Below are 15860 nucleotides of genomic sequence, written 5' to 3'. Positions count from 1 at the left end.
GCATATGGATAAAATTTATACCCCTTACGCCCCGGAGGCAATCGGTCCTTACAGTCAAGCCGTTGTTTTAAATGGAATGGTCTATACTTCGGGTCAAATTGCGATCGATCCAGCGACTGGCGAACTTTCTGGAGCAGATATTCAAACACAAACAAAACAAGTTATGGAGAATTTGGGCCATGTTTTAGAAGCTTGCCAAAGTGATTTTTCCCATGTGGTCAAAACGACTTGTTTTATTGCAGATATGGAGGACTTCGCAACCTTTAATGCTGTTTATGGTGACTATATTCAGGACAAGCCTTCAAGAAGCTGTGTAGCGGTAAAAGAACTCCCCAAAGGGGCATTGGTCGAAGTGGAAGTCATTGCGGTACAAAAATAAATCAACAAACCTGAGATCGTCGATCTTAGGTTTTTTTATAGTTGTATTCACGTTGTCAAATTGTTCCAGATGCATATAATTAAATAGGTGAGAAGGGTGATTATGCGATTGAAAGAGGGAACTATCGGAATCGAATATATTGTTTCCAGATTGGATCTGGGAATGCATTTGAAAGATCGTCTTCAATCTTTGGGGATGATTACAGGTACTCAAATTGAAGTGATTCATAAAAAAAAGAATGGAACTATGGTAATCGACTTACGTGGGACACGATTTGCTATAGGAAGTCATATTACAGATAAAATAGAGGTGACTCCATGCCAAGAGAAATAACAGTTTGCTTCATCGGAAACCCCAATTGTGGAAAGACCACTTTGTTTAATGCGTATACAGGAGCAAATTTGAAAGTTGCCAATTGGCCAGGCGTAACTGTAGAACGGATGGAAGGTGCCATCCAAGATCATGATATGAAGATTCATTTAGTTGATCTTCCTGGTACTTATTCTTTGACATCTTATACGATGGAGGAACAAGTTTCTCGTCAATTTATCTTGAGTGATCAAGTAGATGTCATCATAGATGTTGTAGATGCTTCCAGTTTGGAAAGAAGTCTTTACTTGACTCTTCAGCTTCTTGAACTCAATAAACCAATGGTATTGGCATTAAATATGATGGATATCATCGAAAAACGAGGAATGGAGATTGACCTTCATCGTTTATCGGAATTGTTAGGAATTCCGGTTGTTCCTGTGACAGCTAGAAAAAAACAAGGGATTCACACTTTGATGCACGCTGCCTGTCATCAAGAAGAAGGACAAAATTCACAAGTGAATCATCGACCACAAGCCATTCAGGGAGAGGTCATCAAAAGATACGCAATGGAATATGATTATAATCTTGAAAGCAAGATTTCCAAGATCCAAAGTGAATTAGTTCATAAAGATCCTCATATTCTAAATCCCAGATGGGTTGCGATCAAACTGCTGGAGAACGATAAAGAAATCAAAGAAAAATATTCATTCGATATAACGGAATTGATTGATGGAGATGAAGATACTCGAATCATCAATCAAAAATATGATTATATCCAGGCTATTATTCATGAGGTCCTACTCGGGAAAAAGTCCAAAGATGAACTAACTGATAAAATCGATCGTGTTGTGACACATCCTGTTTTTGGATTGTTATTTTTCTTGTTGATCATGTTGCTGGTTTTTGGATTGACATTTTTGCTGGGAGATATGTTAAAAGGCTATGTGGAAACCTTTGTAGATTGGATGATCCAGATATGCACTTCGGGCATGGAAACGCTGCATGTTTCGGATTGGCTGATTGACTTAGTGACGAATGGAATCATTGGCGGAGTTGGAGGTATTTTGACTTTTTTACCTAATATCGCAATTCTATTTTTGGCCCTCGCATTCTTGGAAGACAGTGGATACATGGCGCGTGTTGCTTATGTGATGAATGATATTATGGAGCATTTGGGACTCTCCGGACGTTCTTTTATTCCTATGGTTTTGGGCTTCGGATGCACAGTGCCGGCTTTAATGGCCAGTCGTGCACTGGAATCTGATAAAGATCGACATCGAGTAATGTTGGTGACGCCGTTCTTTTCTTGCAGCGCTAAACTACCGGTCTATATTTTGTTCAGCGGATTGTTTTTTGGCGAATACGCTACTTTGGCAGCTTACAGCATGTATATCATAGGGATTCTTGTTGCCTTGATAGTTGCATGGCTCTTGCATCTGAAAGATAAGGGAAAGGATATTAATCCCCTGTTAATAGAACTTCCTTTATATAAAATGCCGAGCGCTTACACGATCTTTATTTATGTTTGGGATAAAGTAAAAGACTTTTTGACGAAGGCTGGCACTACGATTTTTATCGCTTCGATCATTGTCTGGATTTTGATGCATGTTGGATTCAATGGCTATACATCGGATATCTCTACTAGTTTTGCAGCGGCTATCGGGAATGCGATCGTTCCGGTGATGACTCCGATCGGACTTGGCTTCTGGCAGATATGTGTAGCGCTTCTGGCGGGTTTAAGTGCAAAAGAAGTTGTGGTATCCAGTACTGCTGTTTTGTTTGGTATTTCTAATATTAATGGGATAGCCGGTATGCAGACGTTGCATACAACATTATCGAGCATGGGATTTACAGCTCTGAATGCATATTGCTTGTTATTGTTTTGTCTTTTATATGTACCCTGTGTTGCTTCTTTAGGTACGATACGTAAAGAGAGCGGCTCTATCCGATATATGTTTATAACCATGATCTTTCAGATCTTGCTGGCATGGGTCATTTGTTTTGTGGTCTATCAAACAGGATCTATATTTTTGCATTAACTTTATGGTATTTCTTTTGACTTCGTTTTTAATTCATCCTATAATCTAGCTAACGATAGTGATAAGGATATGGATGAAGGATGCTTTGATAAGAGAGGAAAGTGGCTGGTGAAAACTTTCTGAGAGGACCTTTGTTTACTCCCTTTGAATTGCCCTTGAAAAAGTGTGCCGTAATCTTGCGTTAAAAGAATAATGAAGTGCACATACTATGTATGTGAACAAAGGTGGTACCGCGTGCGACAGACGTCCTTTGAGATGACTGTCGCTTTTTATATGAAAGGAAGGATACTATGGAACTGATCAATGTATTAGAACACGAAGATTTAGTCAAACTGAATCATTCTTGTGCCCATATGATGGCACAAGCTGTAAAACGTCTGTATCCACAGGCGAAGTTTTGGGTGGGGCCTGTTATTCAAGATGGCTTCTATTACGACATGGATCTTGGCGATGTCAAACTCAGTGATGAAGATTTAGAGAAAATTTCGAAAGAGATGAAAAAAATTGCCAAAGACGGAAAACGTATCGTTCGCCGTGAAGTATCTAAAAAAGAAGCCGAAGATATGTTCAAAGATGATCTTTATAAAGAAGACTTGATCTCTCATTTAGAAGATGGAACAATAACGGTTTATTCTCAAGGTGAGTTTACCGATCTTTGCCGCGGTCCGCATGTGGATAGTGTTAAGGAGTGTAAAAATTTCAAGCTGTTAAAACACTCTGGAGCTTACTGGAAAGGAGATGCCAACAATAAACAGTTGCAGCGTGTTTACGGAATCTGTTTTCCTACAAAAGAAGAATTAGAAGCTCATTTGGAAGCATTAGAAGAAGCAAAAAAACGAGATCATAAAAAACTGGGAAAAGAAATGGGACTGTTCATGGTTTCTGAATATGCTCCAGGTATGCCGATCTTCTTGCCGAATGGTATGATTTTGCGAAATATTTTGGAACAGTTTTGGTATCAAGAGCATACCAAAGAAGGTTACCAGTTTATCAAGACCCCTATTATCATGTCTCGCGAGCTTTGGGAAACATCCGGGCATTGGGATCATTACAAGGAAAACATGTATACCACAATGGTCGATGATCGTGAGTTCGCCATCAAACCGATGAATTGCCCTGGAGCTTTGTTGGTTTACAATAATGATCTTCATTCTTACAAGGATCTACCTTTAAGAGTCGGAGAACTTGGACAAGTACATCGTCATGAAGCAAGTGGTGCTTTGAATGGTCTTTTTAGAGTTCGTACGTTTACTCAGGATGATGCTCATATCTTTGTTATGCCGGAACAAATCGAAGATGAGGTAAAAAATGTTTTGATGCTTATCGATAGACTCTATGGTGTCTTTGGCCTTTCTTATGATATCGAATTATCGACACGTCCTGAATCTGGCTATATCGGAAGTTTAGAGATCTGGGAACAAAGCGAGAAAGCTCTAGCGAATGCATGTCATCATGCGGGTAAAGATTTTAAAGTCAATCCTGGTGATGGAGCGTTCTATGGACCTAAATTAGATATTCATATCAAAGATAGTCTCGGACGAGTTTGGCAGTGTGGTACGATCCAACTGGATATGAACTTGCCATGCCGGTTCGAATGTACATATGTTGATCACGAAGGTAAAAAACAAACTCCAATCATGTTGCATCGTGTTGTCTATGGTTCGATCGAGCGCTTTATTGGTATTTTGATTGAGCATTTTGCAGGCCATTTTCCATTATGGTTGTCTCCTGAACAAATCGTAGTTATTCCAGTACACCAAGAAAAACATTTAGAATATGCGAAGAAAGTGACAGAGGCATTGAAGTCAAAGGGACTTCGTGTCGAATTGGATGCGCGAAATGAAAAATTAGGCTATCGAGTTCGTGAAGCCCAGATGAAGAAAGTTCCTTATCAGATTGTTGTCGGAGACGGGGAACAAGAAAATGAAACAGTTACGATACGTAAAAGCGGTTCAAAAGAGTCGAATACGATTTTGTTGTCAGAAGCCGTGCAGCGCTTTGTAGAGGAGGTTGAAAACAAATGTCTATTCAAGCAGTAAAAAAGATCGGATCTCTTGCTTTGGCAGGGGTCCTGACTTTCAGTCTTTTTGGGTGTGCTTCTCCGGAAGAATCCGTAAGTGATGAGCCGGTATCTATCCTATGTCCTACAGGGGCACCTGCTCTTAGCATCTTGGGGGCTTCGGATTTAGAAGATGTTACTATCGAATATGTGGATGGAACAGATATTTTGACTTCAGAACTTGCAAAAGAAGACGGAGAATATGATATTATTCTGGCCCCGACCAATCTAGGGGCTAAAGTATATGCCCAAAGCGAAGCTTATCAGTTAGATGCGGTTATGACTTGGGGTAATCTTTATCTTGTTGGACAAGAAGGCGTAGATCTTTCAACAGCAACGATTGCGGCTTTTGGTCAAAATGCTGTTCCTGGGCTTGTCTTTAACACTGTAGAACCTGAAGGCTTGAATGTGACTTGGTATAATTCTGTATCAGAATCGCAACAAGCTTTATTGACAAACCAAGTACAAGTTGCGCTGTTGGCTCAGCCGGTAGCTCAGGCTACGATTGCCAAGGCAAAGGAAAACGGAAATACATTGACGATCTTACAAGATCTCCAATCTTTGTGGCAAGAGAATACCGAAAGTGAAGATGCCGGTTATCCGCAAGCTTCTTTGTTTGTCAAGACGGGAGAAGAAGAAAAGGTACAACGCGTTGTCGATGCGGTTGAGACTTATATTGCAGATGCGAATGAAGAGACATTAACGGCTTCAATTGATTCGGTAGGAGCCCAGGTTTTGGGAGTTCCTAATACAGAGATTGCGGTTAAGACTTGGGAAGCACAGAATATTCGGTTTGAAGCAGCCGGTGATGTGGCAGATGAAATTGAGAGTTTCTTATCGATCTTTAATATTGAAATGCCGAAAGGTTTGATTCTTGAATAGAAAATGAACTCTTGGGGACGCTCCCTAAGAGTTTTTCTTATGATTCTGTCGATTTTTTTAGCAAACCTATTGCACAAGTGCTAAAAGTGAGTATAATTATGCTTAGCACATAGATAAAGGGAGTGCTAAAAAGGAGGAATCGAGCATGTTGAAACCTTTACATGACTATGTCTTATTAGAAAAAGAAAAAGTAGAAAAAACAACGAGTTCTGGGATTATTTTAACCAGCGGTAAAGAAAAATCTAAATTGGCAACGGTGAAAGCGATCGGATCTGGAGTAGAAAAGCCTGAGTATAAAGTTGGAGATCGTGTATTGTATCGTGAATATGCTGGTACGAATATGAAAGTTGACGATGAAGAGTTTATCGTTATCAAAGATGAAGATATCATCGCATCAGAGGAATAGGAGGAAAGAACATGGCAAAAGAAGTACGTTTCTCAAAAGATGCCCGTGAGGCAATGTTAAAGGGTGTTAATACACTGGCGAATGCAGTTCGTGTTACATTAGGTCCAAAAGGTCGCAATGTCGTTTTGGAAAAAGAATATGGTTCACCACTAATTACAAATGATGGAGTCAGCATTGCGAAAGAAATTGAACTGGAAGATACATTTGAAAATATGGGTGCTAAATTGGTCTATGAAGTTGCCAATAAGACCAACGATACAGCAGGTGATGGAACAACAACGGCTACGATCTTAGCACAAAGCATGATTGAAAACGGATTGAAACAAGTTGATCGTGGAGCTAATCCAGTTTTAATGCGTGAAGGGATCGAAAAAGCCAGCAAAGCTATTGCGGCTTATATTTTAGAGCATGCGAAAAAAGTTGAAAGCAATCACGATATCCAAAATGTAGCTTCTATCTCTTCGGGAAGTGATGAAATCGGAAAATTGATTGCGGATGCAATGGACAAAGTTGGTCGCGATGGTGTAATCTCTACGGATGAATCAAATGGATTTGAAGATGAATTAGAGATCAGTGAAGGTATGCAATATGATAAGGGATATGTATCTCCATACATGGTCAGCGATCGTGAGAAGATGGAATGTACAATGGAAAACCCTTATGTTATGGTAACGGATCAAAAGATCACAACGATTCAAGAGATTCTACCGGTATTGGAACAAATCGTTCAAAGCAATCGTGCTTTATTGATCATTGCAGATGATTATGAAAACGAAGTTACCTCTACATTGGCATTGAATAAATTGCGTGGTACCTTTAATGTTGTTGCCACAAAAGCTCCGGGATTTGGAGATAATCAAAAAGAAATGTTGCAGGATATTGCGATTTTAACAGGAGCTACATTCTATTCGAAAGATCTGCAGATGGAATTAAAAGAATTACAGTTATCTGATTTAGGTACCGTTAAGAAATTGGTTGTAACGAAAGATAATACAACGATGATTGGCGGAGCTGGTGATAAAGAAGCTGTAGAAGCCCGTATTCATGAGATTGAAGCTCAGATCGAAAATACGAAGAGTGATTATGATAAAAAGCGCATGCAAGAAAGATTGGGAAAACTTTCTAATGGCGTTGCAGTTATCAAAGTTGGTGCTTTGACTGAAAGCGAAATGAAGGAAAAGAAACTTCGTATTGAAGATGCTTTGAATTCTACAAGAGCAGCAGTTGAAGAAGGTATGGTTATCGGCGGCGGCGCTGCCTTGGTATCTGCCTACACGGCTTTAAAAGATACGATTAAGAGTGATGTTGTGGATGTTCAAAAAGGAATCAAGATCGTATTTGATTCTTTATTGACACCTATTGAACAGATTGCGGAGAACGCTGGATATAATGCAGAAGATATTGTTTCTGAACAATTGAAAGCTGAAAACAACATTGGCTTTGATGCAAAGAATGGTACTTGGGTCGACATGTTTGAAGCTGGAATCATCGATCCATGTAAAGTTACACGTAATGCATTATTAAATGCTGCCAGCATTTCGGCATTATTCATTACTACGGAAGCAGGTGTCGCAAAAATTCCTGAACCCGAAAAAGAAATGCCGATGCCGCAGGGAATGTATTAATAGTTAGGACGTTTCGACGTCCTTTTTCATTTGGTTTTCAAAGAATGAAAAATTTTCATTTTTAGTGTTGAAATCTTTTGACTTACTTGTTATACTTCAAATAAATCAAAACGCAGTGATAGGGAGCTGTGATACGTTTCGCTTTGCAGAGAGTGATTATTTGGTGAAAGATCATAAGGGAACCACTCACACACTCACCCTTGAGCAGCTTTGCTGAATGAAGTAAGTAAAGACGGAGACTCACCGTTATCAAGAGAAAGTGATTCGTTTAGACTGATCACAATGAGCGGCTGTATGATTACGGCAAAGAGAGTGGTACCGCGGGAAACTATACAATTTAGTCCTCGTCTCTCAGGATGAAAGTCCTTAGAGATGAGGGCTTTTTCATTGGCAGGAAAGGAGAATGTACAATATGATGGATGCGACAAAATACGCACCGGGTTATTATCCGCCAAAAGAAAATGAATATCGTTGGGTCAAAAAAGACCACATTGAAAAAGCACCAGCTTGGTGTTCGGTTGATCTGCGAGATGGAAATCAGGCTTTGATCGTTCCGATGTCCTTAGATGAAAAACTGGAATTCTATCAATTGTTATTAAAAATCGGTTTTAAGGAAATTGAAGTTGGTTTTCCGGCTGCCAGTCAAACAGAATATGAATTTTTAAGGACCATCATTGAAAAAGATATGATCCCAGAAGATGTCACAGTCCAGGTTTTGACACAATGCAGAGACCATATCATTCGTAAAACTTTTGAAGCTGTACAAGGAGCGCCTCGAGCTGTCATTCATTTTTATAATTCGACCAGTGTTGCTCAACGCGAACAAGTTTTTAAGATGTCAAAAGAGGAAATCAAAGAAATCGCGGTCAGTGGAGCCCGTTTGGTCAAACAATTATCACAGGAGTACGAGGGAAATTTCTTATTTGAATATTCTCCCGAATCTTTTACAGGAACTGAACCCGAATATGCGGTTGAAGTATGTAATGCGGTCTTGGACGTCATGCAGCCTACTCCGGATCGACCAATGATCATCAATTTACCGGTCACGGTGGAGATGAGCATGCCGCATGTCTATGCCAATCAGATTGAATATTGTTCGGATCGTCTGAAGTATCGTGATTCTGTCATTTTATCTACACATCCTCATAACGATCGTGGAACAGGGGTTGCTTGCACGGAACTGGCTCTTTTAGCGGGTGCACAGAGAGTGGAGTGTTGTCTATTTGGAAACGGGGAACGTACGGGAAACGTTGATGCGATCACCCTTGCTATGAATATGTATTCTCATGGAGTTGACCCGAAACTGGATTTTTCTGACATGCCGCATATTTGTGAAGTTTATGAGCGTGTGACCCGGATGAAGGTCAATGACCGTCAGCCATACGCTGGCAGTCTGGTCTTTGCGGCTTTCTCGGGATCTCATCAGGATGCAATTGCTAAAGGTATGCACTATCGAGACGAACATCATGAACATCGCTGGACTTGTCCTTATTTGCCAATCGATCCGCACGATGTAGGACGTACATATGATGCCGATGTCATTCGTGTGAATTCGCAAAGTGGAAAAGGCGGTATCGGATATATTTTGGAAGAATCTCATGGATTCCAACTTCCTCCGAAAATGCGCGAACATTTTGGATATCGTATCAAAGATATTAGTGATCAACATCATAAAGAATTAAAGCCAGAAGAGATCTTTGATGTATTTAATAAGGAATATCGTAATAAGATTTCTCCGATCAATGTAATCGAAGCTCATTATGTTCAACAAAAAGGAAATAATATTACAGCGATGGTCACGATCGAGAAAGACGGGGAAGTGTACGATTCTACCGCAAAAGGAAATGGTCGTTTGGATGCCGTCAGCAACGCTATTAAACTTTTGACGGGTTATTCCTATGCGTTAGAGACTTATACGGAACATTCTCTAGAAGATATGGGAAGCGGCTCACAAGCTGTCAGCTACATTGGTTTAAAGTGGAAAAACGATCAAATGAGTTGGGGAGCAGGACAAGATACAGATATCATTCGTTCAGGTATCAAGGCCTTAGTCAGCGCTATCAATAACAAACCTGAAAAGGAGGACTAGAATATGGCCATGACAATGACACAAAAAATCTTGGCGGCACATGCACATCTTGCAGAAGTGAAACCGGGCCAATTGATTTTGGCAGATCTTGACGGTGTTTTAGGAAATGACATCACAACACCGGTTGCGATCAAGGAATTTGAAAAAGCGGGATTTGATCATGTTTTCGATCGTGAAAAGGTCAATATTGTTTTAGATCATTTTGTCCCGAATAAAGATATCAAGGCTGCACAACAATCGAAAGCTTGTCGAGATTTTTGCCATAAACATTCTGTTAAGAATTTCTTTGATGTGGGACAGATGGGAATTGAGCACGCTCTTTTGCCGGAACAAGGACTGGTGACGGCAGGAGATTGTGTGATCGGTGCTGATTCGCATACATGTACTTACGGTGCTTTAGGCGCTTTTAGTACGGGTGTCGGTTCGACAGATATGGCTGCTGGAATGGCAACAGGCAAAGCCTGGTTTAAAGTGCCTGAGGCTATCAAGGTGGTATTAAAAGGGAAATTGTCACCTTATGTATCGGGGAAGGATGTTATCTTACATTTAATTGGTGAAATTGGTGTAGATGGCGCTTTGTATCGCTCATTAGAGTTTACAGGAGAAGGTGTTCAATCTTTGTCGATGGATGACCGTCTTTGTATCTGCAATATGGCAATTGAAGCAGGTGCTAAAAATGGAATATTCCCAGTGGACTCACTTACTCTTTCTTATCTGGAAGGGCGTAGTCAGCGGCCTTGGAAAATCTATGAGGCAGACGAGGATGCTTCTTATATTCAAACGATCACTTTGGATCTTTCTTTGTTAGAGCCGACGGTATCTTATCCGCATCTTCCGGAAAATACACATCTTGCCAAAGAAGGGGAATCGATTTTTATAGATCAGGTGGTAATTGGATCTTGTACCAATGGTCGTTTAGAAGATATGCAAGCAGCTTTTGAAATCTTAAAAGGAAAAAAAGTAAAAGATGGTTTACGTGTTATCATTATTCCCGCTACGATGCAAATCTATAAAGAATGTCTTGTACGCGGATATATAGAAGCTTTTATTGATGCCGGTTGCGTGGTTTCTACTCCTACGTGCGGGCCATGTTTAGGCGGTTATATGGGAATTTTGGCAGAGAATGAGCGATGTGTTTCTACAACGAATCGAAATTTTGTCGGTAGAATGGGACATACTTCTAGTGAGGTTTATCTCGCAAGTCCTTATACGGCAGCTGCCAGTGCATTAACGGGTCATATTACCGATCCTAGAAAGGTTTGATCATTATGGAAAATGTAAGAGGACGTGTTTTTAAATATCCTGATAATGTGGATACGGATGTAATCATTCCGGCTCGTTATTTAAATACACCGGATGCCAAAGAATTGGCGGTTCATTGTATGGAAGATATCGATCGTAATTTTGTATCGCAAGTATGTGCTGGTGATGTAATGGTTGGAGGATGGAATTTTGGTTGTGGTTCTTCTCGCGAACATGCTCCGCTGGCAATCAAGACTTGTGGTATTGGGGTGGTGATCGCAAAGAGTTTTGCACGCATTTTTTATCGTAATGCAATCAATATCGGGCTACCCATTTTAGAATCTGAAGAAGCTGCCGAAAAGATTCAACCTGGAGACATAGTATATGTTGACTTTCAGACGGGTTTGATCACTGACGAAACATTAGGTTGTTCATGGCAAGCAGAACCTTTCCCTGAGTTTATTCAAAATATCATAGATAAAGGTGGCTTAATGGCTAGTTTGAAGGAGTAGTTTATGAATAAAATTATTGGTGTGATTCATGGGGATGGTTCATCTCCGGAAATCGTAAAACAGGCAATTCAAGTTTTAGATACGATTCAGGAAAAATTTCATCATCAGTTTACATATACACAAATTGACATGGGAGGAGCGGCAATTGATAAATATGGGGACCCGTTACCGGAACATGAATTACAAAAGTGTTTAGATTCCGATTCGGTTCTTCTCGGTGCAATTGGCGGACCAAAATGGGAAGGACTTCCAGGGGATAAAAGACCTGAGAAAGGATTGTTGAAATTAAGAGCCGGGATGAAACTCTATTCGAATAATCGTCCGGCAACATTGTGGCCTCAACTGCGAGATGCATCTCCTTTAAAATCGTCGATCGTTGATAAAGGAATCGACTTCGTTGTGGTACGCGAATTGATCGGCGGTGTATATTTTGGAAATCATGAGACCTTTATTCAAAACGGAGAAAAAGTAGCGGTAGATACAATGCCTTACAGTGAGCATGAGATCATGCGCATCGGCCGCATCGGCTTTGATATGGCCATGAAGCGCCGCAAGAAACTTTGTCTTGTCGATAAAGCGAACGTATTGGATACATCTCGACTTTGGCGTGAAGTGATGCACAAACTCAAAAAGGAATATCCGGAAGTCGAGTATTCTGAGATGTTTGTAGATAACTGTGCTATGCAAATATGTAAAGATCCAAGTCAGTTTGATGTGATCGTTACAGAAAATATGTTTGGTGACATTTTGAGCGATGAAGCGAGCATGATCACTGGTTCAATCGGGATGATCCCAAGCAGTTCTCTGGGAGAAGGAACAAGAGGTCTTTATGAACCTATTCATGGTTCGGCTCCTGATATTGCTGGTATGGATAAAGTCAATCCTATTGCTTGCATTCTAAGTGCTGCGATGATGATGCGATATAGTTTTGATGCCGAAAAGGAAGCGCAATGTATCGAACAAGCGGTTCACAAAGTACTTGATCAAGGATACCGGACTTTTGATATTTATAGTGAAGGCTGTCGCTTGATAGGGTGCAAAGAAATGGGAGAACGGATTTGCGAAGCTATTAAGAGTTCAAATTGATTTGGACTCTTTTTTCTTTTATAATGCCTTTGGTGATAGAAATGAAAACAATTTGGCTAGCGACTAACAATCTTCATAAATTAGAAGAGTTTCAATCTATGCTGAAAGACAAAGCACAAGTAAAATGCCTAAAAGATCTGAATCGGCCAGTTGAAATTCAGGAGACGGGAACTACGTTTGAAGAGAACGCTCTGATCAAAGCAAAATCTTTGTATAATGTATTGCACGAACCTGTGATAAGTGACGATAGCGGCTTAGAGGTCGATGCGATGGATGGCATGCCTGGGGTGTACTCAGCTCGATTTATGGGAGAAGATACGAGTTACGAGATCAAGAATAAAGCCATTATTGATGCCGTTCAAGGAAAGAAGAGAACGGCTCGATATGTTTGTGTGATTGCTTATATTGATGAAAACGGGAAAGAAAAAACCTTTAGAGGAACAATCGAAGGAGAGATCAATGAAATCCCTTTAGGTGATAAAGGCTTCGGCTATGACCCTATTTTTTATTATCCTCCGTTTCATACAACGTTGGCTAATGTAAGCGAGGAAATGAAAAACAGCGTTTCTCATAGAGGAGCTGCCTTACGTCTTTTTTTAACAGATTTGGGGGAAGCCTTATGATCCATGTTGTTTTATATGAGCCTGAGATTCCTCAAAACACTGGAAATATAATTCGAACTTGCATGGCAACTAATTCGATTTTGCATCTAATCGAACCGCTAGGATTTTCTTTAGATGAAAAACACCTGCGGCGAAGTGGTATGGATTATATCAAAGATGCCAAGATCTATATTCACAAAAGTTGGGATGATTTTGTCAAGGAGAATCCGTCTGACCACTATTACTTTATGACGCGTTATGGGCATCGCCCTCCCACATCCTTTGATTTTACTAAAGAAAAAGGAGACATCTATCTTGTTTTAGGAAAAGAAAGCACAGGTGTTGACAAACATATTTTAAAAGATCATTTGGATACTTGTATGCGTTTGCCTATGGTAGCCAATGCACGTAGTTTAAATCTTAGTAATTGTACCGCTATTGTCGTTTATGAAGTCCTGCGCCAGTTGGGGTACCCAGGATTGAGTTGGAATGAAGAACTTAAAGGAGAAGATTTTCTTGAAAGTTTATAAATGGATCGATTCATTCTTTAATACATATCAAAAGCGAAAAAGAAACTTGACGATACTTGTTTCTTTATTTTGGATCTGGCAATATCTTTGGCAGATTCTTTTCTTTTTAGAATTAAATCAAGTCAAAGATTATCATTCTTTGTTTTCGTTTATGCAGATTATGGATGGTTATTCAGCTTCTTATTTGATACAACTGACTTACCATATGATTGCGAAAGGAACGCTGTCATTTATCAATATGGCAGAGTCCTTGACTAGTCTTTTTTCTTTTTCTTATTTCTTTTGGGCATTATTAACCCTCTTATTTTGTTTACAGACAAACAAAAGACGACTTATGCTTTTTGGGTTATTTAATTTGGCTTGGCTTTTCATGATCCTAGTTTTACTTGGGACAGGTTTCAATAGTTCTTCTATTGAAGATTTGGTTTCTGTATTACATTATTTATCTATAATGGGTTTGATGGGGAGTTCTTTTTCTTTAGGATATCTGTTATTCAAATTTGTACAACTATGTTGTATATATCGTAAAAAATAGCAAATTTACTCTTAAAATGTTTGTGATTTGTGAACAGTTGTTTTCTTTCGAAATTTTTTATAATTTTTTAAAAAATCACACATTTTCCCATAAAGTATAAAATGACCCTTTATTTAAAGGATGATATTATTTTTGTATATTTGAATAAAATGTGATTTTTGTAAAAATAACCTGGATTTTTTTGAGAAAAAAAACCGTGCATGCTATTCTATGAGTGTTGTATGAGAGGTGACAGTAATGAATTTTATCGAAAAACACAGCAAAATCTTAGCCGTTGCCCTCTGTGCCTGTGCCTGTGGTCCAGTGCTTTCTACAGTATATGCTTATGAAACACAACCTGGATGGCATGGCGAAGGTAAGAATCGAAGCTATGTATTAGAGTCGACTCGTCAAGAGGCAACCGGATTAACTGAAATCGACGATGAATTATACTACTTTGACCAAGACGGAACTCTTCAGCTAGGATGGCAGAATGTTGGTAACGACATCTACTATTTTACAGAAGATGGGACTGCAGCAACAGGTGATATTGTTCTGCAAGGTACAACTTACACCTTCCAAAAAGAAGGAAAGCTTCTTCAAGGATGGCAAGATGATGGAACTTACTACAATGAAAAAGGTGAGCAGGTTGCATCAACTTGGATGGAAATTGATGGTAAGAAGTACTATTTTGATGCAGATGGATATTCTCTAACTGGTTGGCAAGATCTCGAAGGTAAACGTTATTACTTCAATGAAGATGGATCTATGGCTACTGGTGAAATTGATGTAGACGGTACGAAATATTATTTGACTGATTCTGGTGAATTAAAAACCGGTTGGGTCAAAGAAGGTGAAACGACTTACTACTACAATGAGAATGGTCAAAAGGTATCCAATACTTCGCAAGATATCGAAGGAAAGAAATATTTCTTTGATGAAAACGGAACATTGATTAAAGATACTGAAAAAGATGGCTATACGATTGACAGTGATGGTGTTGCGACGGAAGTTGTAGAGACACCTGAAACACCTGCTACACCTAATCAAGGAACAGGTGAAACATCTCAGCCTTCACAGCCGGAACAATCTACACCTGCAACTCAGGAACCATCGAATTCAACTTCGAATTCTCAGCCTTCTGTTCAGCAACCATCGAACAATGTTGGTAGTTCTGTAAGTTCAAGTGCCATTGCCAGCGCGGCTTTAGCACAGGTCGGAGTAAATCAAGATTGTACGATGCTTGTAACGAATGCTTTGGCTTCTGTTGGCATCAACTTCCATGGTTGGCCTAGTGAATATGCTAGCTTAGGAAGCTGGACGAGCAGTCCTGTTGCAGGAGATATCATCATCTATAGTGGACATGTTGCTATTTACATTGGTAATGGACAAGCTGTTCATGGTGGATGGAACGGATATACAACAGTTGTAAGTTCTGTGAATTGCAGCAATGCTTTAATTGGCTATATCCACGTAGGATAGAATTTAGGCGCTTTAAATTCTGTTGGGGTTTTCCTAAATTCAATTTAAATCAAATTGGGGTGATTTCACCCCAATTTGTTTTTAAAGGCTCGATTCTATGT

The 15860-nt window shown here is 39.7% G+C and carries 15 protein-coding genes and 2 other annotated features; all 15 genes read left to right on the top strand.

The genetic code is table 11. The features are described 5' to 3' along the window. Positions 1-4: 4 nt before the first annotated feature. The 15 genes from HNQ43_RS05590 (at position 5) to HNQ43_RS05520 (ending at position 15759) form a co-directional block, all read left to right on the top strand. Entirely contained in the window at positions 5-379 is a 375-nt protein-coding gene (locus tag HNQ43_RS05590; RefSeq protein WP_183375616.1) for a RidA family protein, read from the top strand. A gap of 102 nt (positions 380-481) precedes the next feature. Then, a complete protein-coding gene (locus HNQ43_RS05585; protein WP_183375614.1) occupies positions 482-712 on the top strand; it encodes a FeoA family protein in 231 nt (76 codons plus the stop codon). Further along, positions 697-2730, top strand: coding sequence for a ferrous iron transport protein B (gene feoB / locus HNQ43_RS05580; RefSeq protein ID WP_183375612.1), 2034 nt, complete (start codon positions 697-699; stop codon positions 2728-2730). The genes HNQ43_RS05585 and feoB overlap by 16 nt, the downstream gene beginning before the upstream one ends. 49 nt (positions 2731-2779) lie before the next feature. Then, positions 2780-2984 (top strand) — a binding site (T-box leader). A gap of 36 nt (positions 2985-3020) precedes the next feature. Then, the gene (gene thrS, locus HNQ43_RS05575) at positions 3021-4769 is read left to right on the top strand and encodes a threonine--tRNA ligase (protein ID WP_183375610.1); all 1749 of its coding nucleotides are present in this window, start codon (positions 3021-3023) and stop codon (positions 4767-4769) included. Beyond that, the gene (locus HNQ43_RS05570; RefSeq protein WP_183375609.1) at positions 4751-5671 is read left to right on the top strand and encodes a hypothetical protein; all 921 of its coding nucleotides are present in this window, start codon (positions 4751-4753) and stop codon (positions 5669-5671) included. The genes thrS and HNQ43_RS05570 overlap by 19 nt, the downstream gene beginning before the upstream one ends. Before the next feature lie 145 nt (positions 5672-5816). Beyond that, positions 5817-6077: a co-chaperone GroES gene (locus tag HNQ43_RS05565; RefSeq protein ID WP_183375608.1), complete on the top strand. Its 261-nt coding sequence runs from the start codon at positions 5817-5819 to the stop codon at positions 6075-6077. An 11-nt stretch (positions 6078-6088) separates the two neighbouring features. Beyond that, positions 6089-7702 carry a chaperonin GroEL gene (gene groL, locus HNQ43_RS05560; RefSeq protein WP_183375607.1) on the top strand — a complete coding sequence of 538 codons (1614 nt, stop codon included), beginning with the start codon at positions 6089-6091 and terminating at the stop codon, positions 7700-7702. Positions 7703-7808: 106 nt separating this feature from the next. Continuing rightward, positions 7809-8057: a binding site (T-box leader), on the top strand. Positions 8058-8114: 57 nt separating this feature from the next. After that, the gene (locus HNQ43_RS05555) at positions 8115-9791 is read left to right on the top strand and encodes a 2-isopropylmalate synthase (RefSeq protein ID WP_183375606.1); all 1677 of its coding nucleotides are present in this window, start codon (positions 8115-8117) and stop codon (positions 9789-9791) included. Between the two features lie 3 nt (positions 9792-9794). Beyond that, positions 9795-11054 carry a 3-isopropylmalate dehydratase large subunit gene (gene leuC, locus HNQ43_RS05550; protein ID WP_183375605.1) on the top strand — a complete coding sequence of 420 codons (1260 nt, stop codon included), beginning with the start codon at positions 9795-9797 and terminating at the stop codon, positions 11052-11054. A 5-nt stretch (positions 11055-11059) separates the two neighbouring features. Then, a complete protein-coding gene (locus HNQ43_RS05545; protein WP_183375604.1) occupies positions 11060-11545 on the top strand; it encodes a 3-isopropylmalate dehydratase small subunit in 486 nt (161 codons plus the stop codon). 3 nt (positions 11546-11548) lie between these two features. Further along, the gene (leuB, locus tag HNQ43_RS05540) at positions 11549-12631 is read left to right on the top strand and encodes a 3-isopropylmalate dehydrogenase (protein ID WP_183375603.1); all 1083 of its coding nucleotides are present in this window, start codon (positions 11549-11551) and stop codon (positions 12629-12631) included. Positions 12632-12672: 41 nt separating this feature from the next. After that, complete coding sequence (gene rdgB / locus HNQ43_RS05535) at positions 12673-13254, top strand: RdgB/HAM1 family non-canonical purine NTP pyrophosphatase (RefSeq protein WP_183375601.1); 582 nt, start codon at positions 12673-12675, stop codon at positions 13252-13254. Then, entirely contained in the window at positions 13251-13763 is a 513-nt protein-coding gene (locus HNQ43_RS05530) for a tRNA (cytidine(34)-2'-O)-methyltransferase (RefSeq protein WP_183375599.1), read from the top strand. Before rdgB ends, HNQ43_RS05530 begins: the two co-directional genes overlap by 4 nt. Beyond that, positions 13750-14298 (top strand): hypothetical protein, encoded by a 549-nt coding sequence (locus HNQ43_RS05525; RefSeq protein ID WP_183375597.1) that lies wholly within the window; start codon positions 13750-13752, stop codon positions 14296-14298. Before HNQ43_RS05530 ends, HNQ43_RS05525 begins: the two co-directional genes overlap by 14 nt. 237 nt (positions 14299-14535) lie before the next feature. Then, the gene (locus HNQ43_RS05520; RefSeq protein WP_183375595.1) at positions 14536-15759 is read left to right on the top strand and encodes an NlpC/P60 family protein; all 1224 of its coding nucleotides are present in this window, start codon (positions 14536-14538) and stop codon (positions 15757-15759) included. Positions 15760-15860 lie beyond the last annotated feature (101 nt).

Source organism: Faecalicoccus acidiformans, from assembly GCF_014202635.1.
GTDB lineage: Bacteria > Bacillota_I > Bacilli_A > Erysipelotrichales > Erysipelotrichaceae > Faecalicoccus > Faecalicoccus acidiformans.
This window is presented reverse-complemented; position numbering and strand designations above follow the sequence as displayed.